The 12,786-nt window shown below is 56.8% G+C and carries 3 protein-coding genes; all 3 read left to right on the top strand.

The features are described from left to right. Positions 1-115 precede the first annotated feature (115 nt). Genes RBB75_RS19925 through RBB75_RS19915 form a run of 3 tightly spaced genes read left to right on the top strand, consistent with a single transcriptional unit; the run spans position 116 to position 12,779 of the window. On the top strand, positions 116-2,071 hold the full coding sequence (locus RBB75_RS19925) for an amino acid adenylation domain-containing protein (RefSeq protein WP_353069086.1): 1,956 nt from the start codon (positions 116-118) through the stop codon (positions 2,069-2,071). Beyond that, the gene (locus tag RBB75_RS19920) at positions 2,068-10,167 is read left to right on the top strand and encodes a non-ribosomal peptide synthetase/type I polyketide synthase (RefSeq protein WP_353069085.1); all 8,100 of its coding nucleotides are present in this window, start codon (positions 2,068-2,070) and stop codon (positions 10,165-10,167) included. The genes RBB75_RS19925 and RBB75_RS19920 overlap by 4 nt, the downstream gene beginning before the upstream one ends. Then, positions 10,164-12,779 (top strand): condensation domain-containing protein, encoded by a 2,616-nt coding sequence (locus tag RBB75_RS19915; RefSeq protein WP_353069084.1) that lies wholly within the window; start codon positions 10,164-10,166, stop codon positions 12,777-12,779. The genes RBB75_RS19920 and RBB75_RS19915 overlap by 4 nt, the downstream gene beginning before the upstream one ends. Positions 12,780-12,786: the final 7 nt, after the last annotated feature.

Here is a 12,786-nt window from a genome sequence, read left to right as displayed (position 1 = left end):
CCCATGCCGGCAGCTACTCTGAGTCAATTCGTTTTTCTGCGTTTTTGATCTGCTGTGGGGCTCGATGGAGAACGATGAGCATGTTAAGAATTCGGCCATTGAGGGCGAGCGATTGATGGATCTTCGTCCCCAGGCTTCCGAGGTTCCGGGGGAGAGCGGATTCGACGGAATGGCTCTCGACACGATCGTCAGTGTCTTTGAGAGAATGGCTGCGGAAAAATCGGACCAAGTCGCGATTGTATGCGGAGAGGCTCGCTGGACCTACGGTCTGCTGAATGCGAGGGCGAACGAACTTGCCCGGCGGTTGCAGGAGCTTGGGGTTCGAACGAACTCGTTTGTTGCGATCTACCTGGACCGCTCGCCCGAGATGATAGTGACCATACTCGGCATCCTGAAGGCGGGCGGCGCGTATCTGCCCATCGACTTTGGATATCCCAGGGCCAGGGTTCTGGAGATGCTGGACGATGCGAGGCCGGTAGCGATCGTAACGACCGCAGTTCTTGCATCGGGGGTATCGGGAGAGTTAACTGCTTTGTCCGTATCGGTTGTGGAGATGGATCGTGAGTTTGTGGCGCTGAACTCTCCGGAGCCGGACAATCCACCGTTTGCCGCAAGGGCGGAGGACTTAGCCTATCTGATGTATACCTCGGGTTCGACCGGCAAGCCGAAGGGCGTGATGGTGACGCACAGAAATGTGCTTCGTCTGCTGGAGCAGACTGACGCTTGGTTTCACTTTGGAGCGAACGATGTCTGGACGATGTTCCACTCCATCGCTTTCGATTTTTCGGTGTGGGAGATCTGGGGACCATTGTTGACGGGCGGGAGGCTGGTGATCGTGCCATTTGCTGTGAGCCGTTCGCCGCGGGAGTTCTACGAGCTTCTCTCGATGGAGCGAGTGACGGTGCTCAATCAAACACCATCGGCTTTCTTTATGTTGATCCAGGTAGAGCAGGACAGTGCGGTTCTGCCGCTGTCGCTGCGCGTAGTGATCTTTGGCGGGGAGGCACTGCAGTATCGCAAGCTGGCTCCGTGGTTCCAGCGTCATGGGGACACGGCTCCACGGCTGGTGAATATGTACGGGATTACGGAGACGACGGTTCATGTGACGTACCGGCCAATCACGGCGGCAGAGGCGGAGTCGGTGCAGGAGAGCCTGATCGGGACGCCGATACCCGATATGCAGCTTTATCTGCTTGATGAAGCGAAGCGACCGGTGCAAGCGGGGGAAGTGGGCGAGCTCTATGTAGGGGGCGGCGGGGTAACGCGCGGCTATCTGAATCGTCCGCAGTTGAATGCGGAACGCTTTATCGAAGATTCCTTCAGGCCGGTGCCTGGTGCCACGCTCTATCGTACCGGCGATCTTGCGCGGATTCGTCCTGATGGCGAGATGGTGTATCTCGGACGGAACGATAGCCAGGTGAAGATCAACGGCTTTCGTATCGAACTGGGGGAGGTCGAGGCTGCGCTGGCTGAAGCGCCTGGGGTTAAGCAGTCGTGTGTGGTGGCGCATACGGATAAGACAGGGACTCAGCGGTTGGCGGCGTATTTTGTTGCGACTACGGGCGTTGAATTGACAGCCAAAATGCTTGGCGAGTTTTTTGTCTCGAAGATGCCTGCGCAGATGAGGCCCTCTTCGTACACCGCATTGAAGGAACTTCCTTTGACCGTGAACGGCAAGCTGGATGTCGCTGCATTGCCTGCTCCTTCGGTGGGATCTGCCGGCGAGGCTCTGGACGGTTCGGCGGCGCAGTCGCTGTCTGAGACCGAGGAGCGGGTGTCGCGAGTGTTTACCGACGTACTCGATCTGCAGGGGATTGGGTTGGACGATAATTTTTTCGATTCAGGGGGAACGTCTCTGCTGCTGATTAGCGCTCATCTGCGGTTGCAGGCTCAGTTTGAGCGGCTGATTCCGATTACGGTGATGTTCGAGTGTCCGACGGTGCGTTCATTGGCGAAGCGTCTTGCGGCCAATGGGTCTTCGGCTTCAGAAAAAGATGCAATTCAGCAGCAGGCTCAGAGGGCTAGAGGTGCGTTTGCGCGGGCTCGGGCGACGAAGGGTGTGGCGTCATGAGTGAGCGGCTGAATCAAGAAACACATAGGACTGACGCGAATGCGGGCGACGAGCAGATGCTGGACTCTGTCGCAATTATCGGCATGTCGGGGCGGTTCCCGGGAGCGCCGGATGTAGAGGCGTTCTGGGAGAATATCGCCGGCGGGAAGGTCACGATCTCTCATTTTTCTTCGACTGAACTGGAGGCGAGAAACAGCGCGGGGCTCGAGCGTGGTTCGGACTATGTTGCTGCTCGCGGTGTGCTCGAGGACCCCGGCATGTTCGATGCGGAGTTCTTCGGCATATCGCCTCGCGATGCGGAGAGCATGGATCCTCAACACCGGATATTTCTGGAGACGTGCTGGAATGCGCTAGAGGATGCGGGCTATGACCAATCGACCTATGCGGGACAGATTGGACTCTTCGGTGGATGCAGCCTCAATACTTATTTGCTGGCAAATCTTTGCCGCGATCGGGCGTTCATCGATGAGGTGACGGGGAACTACCAGGTTGGCGAGTTCCGGTCGTTTATGGGGAACGACAAAGACTTTCTGACGACCCGCGTTGCGTACAAGTTGAACTTGCGCGGGCCGTGCATCAGCGTGGCTTCCGCATGTGCTACTTCGCTGGTTGCAATTGCGCAGGCGAGCCAGAGCCTGCTGAACTACCAGTGCGATATGGCGCTGGCTGGTGGTGTGTCGGTGACGTTTCCGCAGAGGCGCGGGCATCTGTACTCGGAAGGAAGCATTGGATCGAAGGATGGATTCTGCAGGCCCTTCGACGCCGCCGCGACAGGCACGGTCTTCAGCCATGGTGCGGGTGCGGTTCTGTTGAAGCGGCTGGAGGATGCCGTAGCAGACCGCGACCATATCACCGCTGTGATTCGCGGGTTTGGCGTGAATAACGATGGCTCCATGAAGGCTGGATACATGGCTCCTGGGGTGGATGGGCAGTCGGGCGTGATTGCTGCTGCGCAGGCGATGGCCGGGGTGGATGCTCGCACCATTACTTACATTGAGGCTCATGGAACGGCGACGCCGCTGGGCGATCCGATTGAGGTCGCAGCGCTGACGAAGGCGTTTCGGTTATGCACGGAGGCGACGGGTTTCTGCGCGATCGGTACTGCGAAGGCCAACGTTGGGCATCTGGATGCTGCCGCGGGAGTGGCGGGAGTGATTAAGACGGCGCTCTCTCTGAACAAGGCGACGCTGCCACCTTTGGCCAACTTTGAGAGTGCTAATCCGAACATCGACTTTGAGAATTCGCCGTTCTATGTCAATCGCGAGTTGAGTCCATGGAAGTCTGATGGACCGCGCCGCGCCGGGGTGAGTGCTTTTGGAGTTGGCGGCGTGAATGCGCATGTGGTGCTGGAAGAGGCGCCAGCACTGCAGCCTTTGACGGCTTCCTTGCGTTCGGCGCAGTTGCTGTGCGTGTCGGCGAGATCGCAGTCGGCGCTGCAGGTGGCTATCGGCAATCTTGCTCGATACCTCAAAGAGCACCCTGAAGTTCCGCTTGATGATGTTGGCTACACGCTTGCGGTTGGCAGAAAAGCGTTTGATCATCGCGCTGCGTTTGTGTGTGCAGGCGCTGAAGATGCTATTGCAAAACTTTCGTCAGCCAAAGCGGAGGCGAATCGAGTTGTGCCGGCAAAGCGGCCCGAGGTTGTGTTTCTGTTTCCGGGGCAGGGGGCGCAGTTCGCGGGCATGGGCAGCTCGTTGTATAAAAGCGAACCGCTGTACCGCCGCGAGGTAGACGAGTGCTGCGAGATCCTGCGGCCTATGCTTGGTCTCGACCTTCGCGAGATTCTTTTTCCGGTGGATGTAACGGCACCGGAGGCTACGGAGAGGATTCAGCAGACGCAGTTTGCGCAGACGGGAATCTTCGTGACGGAGTTCGCGATGGCGAAGCTCTGGCAGGCGTGGGGGATTGAACCGCGTGCCTGTGCGGGCCACAGCATTGGGGAGTATGTTGCGGCTGTTCTTGCAGGGGTTATGAGCCGCGAAGATGCTCTGCGGCTGGTGAGCATTCGCGGAAGGATGATGCAGGAGATGCCGCGCGGGGCTATGGTGGGCGTGCGGCTCAGCGAGTCTGAGCTTCAGCCGTATCTTGCCGATGATATTTCGATTGCTGCGTTGAATGCTCCGAAGCTGAGCGTGCTGGCCGGGCCGCTTGAAGCCGTTGAGAGGCTGGAGAAGAGGCTGACTGCGAATGGAGCGCTCTTCCGCAGGCTGCGTACTTCGCATGCGTTTCATTCGTCGATGATGGATCCGATGCTGGCTGGGTTTGAGGCGGAGGTTGCCAAGGTTACGCTGCACCGTCCCGCTCGCCCTTATGTTTCGAGCTTCACCGGGACATGGATCGAGCCGGAACAGGCGACGAGCCCGCGCTTCTGGGCTGACCAGGTTCGCAATCCTGTTCGCTTCGCAGATGCGCTGAAGACGCTGATGGCGACTCCGCAGATATTGCTGGAGGTTGGCCCGGGAAATACGCTGGCTACGCTTGCGCGTCAGCAGCCGAATAGTAGTGCGGCCGTAATCGTCTCTTCGCTGGCGCAACGGGATGAACAGTCTCCCGTGGAGGCAGGTTCGCTCCAGGAGGCGCTTGGGCAACTCTGGGTGGCGGGGGCGATGCCGGACTGGACGAAGGTTTACGCACAGGAGATGCGGCGACGAGTCTCTCTGCCAACTTATCCGTTTGAACGCAAACTGTATTGGGTGGAGCCGCCGCCATTTACGGGGGGCTTGCAACTCCCCGAACCGCCAATCATTTCTAGAGTAGAGATTTTCGATACAGAAAGTGGCGGCGAAGTTGTTCCCGCCGCGACCGAACCGTTGAAAGAGGCACCAATGCAAGAACGCAAGCTGCGTCTGCAGCCGATTGTTTCAGAGGTTTTTACTCAGTTGAGCGGGATCGAAGTGACCCCGGATCAGGTCGATCATCAGTTTCTGGAGTTGGGGCTTGACTCGTTGTTTCTGACCCAGGCTACACAGGGCATTCAGAAGAAGTTCGGCGTGAAGCTGACCTTTCGCCAGATTATGGAGCAGTATTCCACGATTGCGAGTCTTTCCGGCTATCTGGACAGTGTGCTTCCGCCGGATGCGTTTCCAGCAGAGGCGCAGGTTCAAGCTGCTCCGGTGCAGACGGTCGCCGCTCACTCCAGCGTCGCAGCTCCACTTGCGAGCTTCTCGAGTTCAGGCTCGTCGACTTCTGCCGGCTCTGCGGTTGAGCGGCTGTTTAGTGAGCAGATGGCGATGATGTCGAAGGTCTTTGAGCAGCAGATGGCAGCGTTGCGCGCCACGACCGGATTGCCGGCGGCGGTTGCCACATCGGCGGCATCAACAGTGGTATCAGCGGCTATGCCTGTTGTGGCCTCTGCTGCGTCATCATCAGCTACACCGACGTCGACAGGGGAGACAGCTGAGGTCAAGCACGGATCTTACAGGCCCTTGCAGCCGCGGGTTCAACAGGATCTTGATGGCGATCAGCAACAGTATCTCAACACGCTCCTTGCGAAGTATCAGAAGAAGACGCCAGGGTCCAAGCGTCTGACAGACAAGGCACGGGTTCATCTTGCCGACCCTCGTGCGGTTGCCGGTTTTCGGCCGCAGTGGAAGGAGATGGTCTACCCACTCGTGACTGAGCGCGCCAAAGGTTCGAGGATCTGGGACGTCGATGGCAATGAGTACATCGACATCGTGAATGGTTACGGGGCGATCATGTTCGGGCACTCTCCGCAGTTTGTGCTGGATGCTGTTCACAAGCAGATTGAAGAAGGTGTTGCCATTGGGCCGCAGTCTCCGCTGGCGGGTGAAGTTGCGGCGCAGATATGCGAGCTAACGGGAAACGATCGGGTAACCTTCTGCAATACCGGATCGGAAGCGGTGATGGCGGCTATTCGCGTGGCTCGCACGGTTACGGGACGCGATCGCATCATCTACTTTGCGGGCGACTATCACGGTACGTTTGACGAGGTTCTTGTTCGCAATACACCACGGGGAACGGTGCCGCTTGCGCCGGGCATTCCGATTGCGAATACAGGAAATGTGGTTGTGCTGGAGTACGGCGCCGATGCTTCGCTTGAGTACATTCGCAAGAATGCGAGTGAGATCGCTGCTGTCTTAATAGAGCCAGTGCAGACGCGCAACCCTGGTCTGCAACCGATTGCTTTCATCAAGACCGTGAGACAGATCACGGAGCAGGCTGAGATTGCACTGATTATTGACGAGGTGGTCACAGGCTTCAGACTTGCTCCCGGCGGTGTGCAGGAGAGTTTCGGGGTGCGAGCCGATCTTGCGACGTATGGCAAGGTCATCGGCGGCGGGTATCCCATCGGCGTGCTCTCGGGTAAGGCACAGTTTATGGATGCGCTCGATGGCGGCACCTGGCAGTATGGCGATGCTTCGATCCCTGAGGTTGGCGTGACCTTCTTCGCTGGGACCTTCGTTCGTCATCCACAGGCTCTCGCTGCAGCACGTGCGGTTCTCAATCATTTGAAGGCTGCTGGGCCGCAGCTTCAACTTGATTTGAATCGAAAGACCGCAGAGATGGCGGCGCGGCTGGATAACTTTTTTGTTGAGCGCGGTGTTCCGAGCCGGATCCATCACTTCGCGTCGTGGTTTTACTTCACCTTCCACGGGGACGCTCGACTTGGCAGTCTGCTGTACTACGCGATGCGGGAGAAGGGCATTCATATTCAGGAAGGCTATCCCTGCTTCCTTACGACGGCACACACAGACGCGGATCTGCAAACTGTCGAGGAGGTATTCCGCGAGACGGTCGAAGAGATGCAGGCTAGCAACGCGCTTCCCAGCCACGGGGAGCATCAGAGTGGTCCGGCTGTAGCGCCAGTGTCTGCGATGCATCCTGCGGCTCTTAAGGACTCTCCGGCAAAGGTTCCGATCACTGAGGCGCAACGTGAGATCTACTTTGCTGCTGCGCTAGGCGATGAGGTGAACTGTGCGTTCAATGAGTCAGTGACGCTTCGTTTGCGCGGCGATGTTGATGAAAGGGCACTGAAACAGGCGCTTGAATCAGTGTTTGCTCGACACGATGCGTTGCGCAGCACCATCAGTGAGGATGGTGAATCGATATTGATCGCTCCAGCCTTTCAAGGCACTGTCGAACAGGTGGATCTCTCTTCCGCTGCAGATGCCTCTCGAGAGCAGACGTTGCATGAGGCGATTGAGAGGGAGGGGAGGATACCGTTCTCGCTTACGCAGGGGCCGCTTGCGCGCGCAACGATCTTCAAGATGTCCGCCGATGAGACGGTATTGCTCTTTACCGGGCATCATATCGTTCTCGATGGATGGTCCGTAAACCAACTTTTCGAAGAGATCAGCAAGTTCTACAGTGCAAAGGGGAACGCGAGCGAAAAGTTGCTACCTCTGCTTCCGTTCAGTAGCTATGCCGTTCAGGAGCAGACCCGTCAGAAGTCCGGTGAGTTTGCGGACAATGAAGCCTACTGGGTCAATAAGTTTTCTGGCTTGGCACCGGTGCTCGATCTGCCGACCGACAGACCTCGCCCGGTGAATAAGACCTACCATGGAGCGACATTGAAAGGCAGTCTCGGGTCCGCTCTGTATATGGATTTGAAGGGTGCAAGCGCACGGTTGGGTTGCACGCTTTATGTCACTCTGCTCTCGGGCTTTCAACTTTTGCTGCATCGTTTGACCCGTCAGCCGGAGGTAGTGGTTGGCATCTCGACGGCGGGGCAGGCTCTTTTTCAAAATGCGAGCCTCGTCGGACATTGTGTTCACTTTCTGCCGATGCTGAGCCAATTGACAGAGGCGGAGACGGCGAAGAGTCATCTCGCCGCTACTCGCAATGTGCTCTTCGATGCGTTCGACCATCAGGAGTTTACCTACGGCAGCCTGCTCCACAAGCTTTCGATTCCGCGAGATGCAGGGCGACTACCGCTGATCGAAGTTCAGTTCAATCTTGAAAAGATCGGAGCGCGTATTGGCTTTGACGGTCTGTCGGCGGACATAAAGGCAAACCCGAAGCAGTTTGTAAATACGGATATGTTTCTGAATGTGATCGAAACCGAAGACGATCTCAAATTCGATTGCGATTTCAATACCGACCTCTTTGACGAAGAGACGATTCGCCGCTGGATGCACCAGTACGCCAACCTGCTAAGCAGCGTTGTGCGGGATGCGACGTTGCGCGTAGATGAGCTTGAACTGCTGGACGAGAAAGACCGGCTGGAGATTGTAGAGAGTTGGAATCGAACCGAGGTGGAGTTCGGCAACGAGTTTGTTCCGATCCATCGAGTTGCTGAGCTGCGAGCGCGGGAACAGGCCGATCAGGTAGTGGTCGAGTGCGGTTCGAAGAGATGGACGAGAAGGGAACTGGATCAATATTCGAATCGCATTGCGCATAGACTGCAGCGGGAGGGGCTGAAGCTGGGGGATCTGGTTGGACTCTGTGTTCCGCGGTCGGTCGAGATGCTGGGGGCGCTGCTTGGAGTGTTGAAGGCCGGTGGGGCGTATGTGCCGCTGGATCCGCGGCACCCAAAGGATCGACTAGAGATGGTGCTCGAGGATTCGGGCGCTGCGTTGCTGGTTGTGGGAGATTCGTTCCCGACTGCGCAGCCCGGATTCAGAACCGCGGCGAAGGTCGTGGTACTGGATACGAAGATAGCCGAGGAGAGCGATGCGCCGCTTGAAGCATCAGCTGCGGCGGATTCGCTGGCATACGTCATCTATACCTCTGGCACAACTGGCAGACCGAAGGGCGTAGCCGTTGAGCATGGTGCTCTGATGAACTTGTTGCAATCGATGGAGCGGGAGCCTGGTCTGAGTCGAGCAGATGTGCTGGTCGCGGTGACTACGCTTGCTTTCGATATCGCGGGACTTGAATTGTTGTTGCCTTTATTGACGGGTGCGCGGTTGGTGATTGCGACCGAAGAGGAGGTTGCGGATGGCTACCTGTTGCTACAGCTGCTGCAGCGTAGTAAAGCGACCGTTCTGCAGGCCACTCCCGGCACCTGGAGGATGCTGATCGATGCCGGATGGAGCCGCGAACTGCCGCTGAAGGTGCTGTGCGGTGGTGAAGCGTTGCCGCGAGATCTGGCGGATCAGCTGATGGAGAGAAGCGAGCAGGTGTGGAACGTCTATGGGCCCACTGAGACGACTATCTGGTCGTCTGCTACGCGTGTCACCGCTGGGACAGGACCGCTACTCATCGGGCCTCCGATTGCGAATACACAGTTTTATGTGCTCGATCCTCGGCTGCACCCGACGCCTGCAGGAGTTGTGGGAGAGCTCTACATAGGAGGCGCGGGGCTGGCGCGCGGATATTGGAAGCGCCCGGATTTAACTGCCGAACGGTTCCTGCCCAATCCATTTGCCAAGGGGCGCATTTACAAGACGGGCGACCTGGGTCGCTGGCATGTGGATGCGAAGGGGCAAGGGCAGGTAGAGTTGCTTGGTCGAACCGACTTTCAGGTGAAGATTCGCGGCTATCGAATTGAGTTGGGAGAGATTGAGGTCGCCCTGAACAGGCACCCCGCGGTGCGCGAGGCTGTGGTGGTTGCGCATACTAGCAAGAGTGCCGGAGCGGTGATCACACGACTGGTGGCTTATGTCGACGCCGGCAACTCCGCAGAACACGCTACAGCGCTAACAGCGGATCTGCTCACGATGCTTGCAGATACTTTGCCGGAGTACATGATTCCAGCGGTGATCCTGCCGTTGCCACAGCTTCCACGATCACCGAACGGAAAGATAGACCGTAAGAGTCTGCCGGATGCGGAGAGTTTTCTGAAGGCAGGTCTTCACTCTGCACAGCGGCCATTCACTGCTCCTTCGACGGCAGAACAAAAGAAGCTCGCAGAGATTTGGTCTGCGGTGCTCATGCTGGACCGCGTTAGCATTACAGATAGTATCTTTGAGCTTGGTGCGGACTCGTTGCTCATCTTCCGAATAGCCGCACGCTCACAGAAGGAAGGTTTGAACGTAACGGCAGCGCAGATATTCAAGCATCGGACGATTCTGGCATTATCCGATGGGTTGGGGGAGCACGCGGAGACAAGATCCAACACGATCAAAGCAGCGCCGCGAATTACTGTCGCTCCACGAAAGGCTTATCGCGGTGAAAGCGGGACACGCGGATGAAGCAATATCTCCAATCTGCGACGGGGGTCACTACGAATACACCTGAAGAAACGCCGGTCGTAAACTCGTCGGCCTCGTCGGTGGACGAAGTCTACGCCATGCCTGCTACGCAAGGACAGGTCCGTTTCTGGTCGCTGGATCAGATGCACCCGGGCAACCCCGCGTTGAATATGCCGCTGATGTGGCAGTGCCTCGGCAAACTAAATGTGGATCTTCTGGCCATGGCCTTTACCCTGGCGGTGCGACGACATGAGATGTTGCGAACGACCTTTGCGGTGGTGGATGGAAGACTATCGCAGATCATCGGGTTACCCTACATCGTTGCACTGCCGGTCAAGGATCTGCAGGAAGTGCCTGATGCGGCGAACTCATCAGAGGCCGGCAGACTGATCCGCGAACATGCGGCTTACCGCATGGACTTGTTCAACGGACCGCTTCTCGCTCTCAAGTTGCTGAAGTTCGCTCCGGAACATCATCTTCTGCTCGTCACGATGCACCACATTATCTGTGATGGCATATCTCTTGGCATTCTGCTGCGCGACATTGCGGTCTTTTACGAAGCGCTGATGAAAGACAAGGAACCTGTTCTGCCCGAGCTGCCGATTCAGTTTGCCGACTTCGCTGTTTGGCAGGAGGAGTGGCGAAAGAGTGAAGCTGCGGGAACGTCACTGAACTTCTGGCGTAAGGCTCTAGGAACAAACTTTGGACGGCTTGAACTCCCTCACGATGCAACCCCTGAAGGCCGGAGAGACGTTCGTACGGACTCCGAATCAGGCGATATCGAGACGCTTCTTATTTCGCCGGAGCTCACCGCACGGGCTCACGAGTTCTGCAAAGACCAAAACGTAACGCTGAATATCCTGTTGTTCAGCATCTTCTGTGCTCTGCTGTACCGGGTAACGGGGCAGCGGGATGTAGTCGTTGGATCTCCGTGCGCGAACCGGAACGATGATACGGAAGAGTTGATCGGGCTCTTTATGAATATTCAGGTACTCCGCGTGGGGATCGAACCACAGGAGACCTTTCGATCGCTGCTTACGAAGGTGCAGGACTGGACGCTGGGCGCATACGAAAATCAGGAGCTCCCGTTTGAAGAGCTGATCTACGACTCGCACTTCTCGCACAACAATACTTCGTTTGAAATCCCAATCTTCTTTCTGTATCAAAAGTCTTTTATGGTGATTCAGCGGGTTGCCGGACTTGAGATCACACCACTGCGGTCGATGAGTCCAGGTGCCGTCTTCGAGTGGATGTTCGCCATCGTCGATCGGCCGGAAGAAGGGCCGCGGCTGCAGCTTGAATATAATCCGAACTATTTTCGCCCGGGGACGATTCAACGATATCTAACGAGCTTCATCGCGGTGCTGGAGTCTGCCGTTCAGGAATCGTCGATCCAGTTGGAGAAGATGGCTCCGACAGACGATTTCCTTCCAGCGAAACTTCCTGATGCCCAGAGTCAAAGTGCGCCTCTTAGAAACATGCGTGCAGTCCCTGAGAAGCAATTAGATGGTGGCGCGGCGATCATGGAGAAGTTGGAAGAACAGGTTGCGACGATCAGCGACCCGATCGAGATTCAACTCCTCGAACTTTGGCGATCGATGCTGGGCGTCGAGGAGATCACGACTGATACCAACGTGTTTTCGCTTGGAGTCAGTTCGCTCTCCATTCTTCGCCTGGTTACACGCATGAACAGCCTGTATTCCATGGGATTCGGGCTGGCCAGTTTAATCTCCGCTCCCACGATCAAGATGGTTGCTGACCTGGTCCGCAGACGCTACGCGCCAAACACGGTGACGTCGCTCGTACCGATTCAACCTGTAGGCACGAAGCGCCCCCTTTTTATTGTTCATGGGGCGGGAGGGAACGTAGTCAACTTCTATGGCCTTACGACGAGGATTGGCGCGGACCAGCCAGTTTATGGAGTGCAGGCCCAGGCGCTTGAGCTAAATCGACCGGCGCTGCTCCACCTCGAGGATATGGCTGCTCATTATCTGAAGGAGATTCGACAGGTCCAGCCCATGGGCCCATATCACCTGCTCGGTTACTCCTTCGGTGGAGTCATGGTACTTGAGATGGCCCATCAACTTTTGGCTGCGGGCGAAACCGTTGGCCTATTGGGGATGCTGGATTCAAGAGCGAGAGATTACATCCAAGTATCTTCCGCCGAACCATCCCCCAACAACGGGGTTAGCGAACCGGCCGGTCTTGTTGGTTTTTTTCACAGCCAAAGAGGGCACGGGAGTGTCAAAGGATGGTGGGATTTTTTTCTCAAGGACTTTACGGAACGTCGAGTGCGCTACACCGTTACGATTGCTGCACGAATGTTCTCAAGATTGCCAGCTTTCCTCAAGAACACCCATGAGATTAACGCTGTAGCTGCAAGAAACTATAAGGTGAAACCAGTCTCGCAGAAGTTGACTCTTTTTCGGGCCGCGAAGCAGGCAGATCGCAGTATTCCTTCTGACAATGGCTGGTCGCCGATCTTTCAGGGTGGAGTTGAAATTCACGAGGTTCCTGGAGATCACTGGCAGGTTCTATCCGTGCCGGGAATTGATGTGTTAGCGAAATCGATCCATGGGTGCCTTAGTCGATTTGATGAGCGGGTGCAGTAATAGTGGT

The sequence above is a fragment of the Tunturibacter empetritectus genome (assembly GCF_040358985.1).
GTDB lineage: Bacteria > Acidobacteriota > Terriglobia > Terriglobales > Acidobacteriaceae > Edaphobacter > Edaphobacter empetritectus.
Note: the sequence above shows the minus strand (reverse complement) of the source record. Positions and strands in the feature narration are given on the sequence as shown.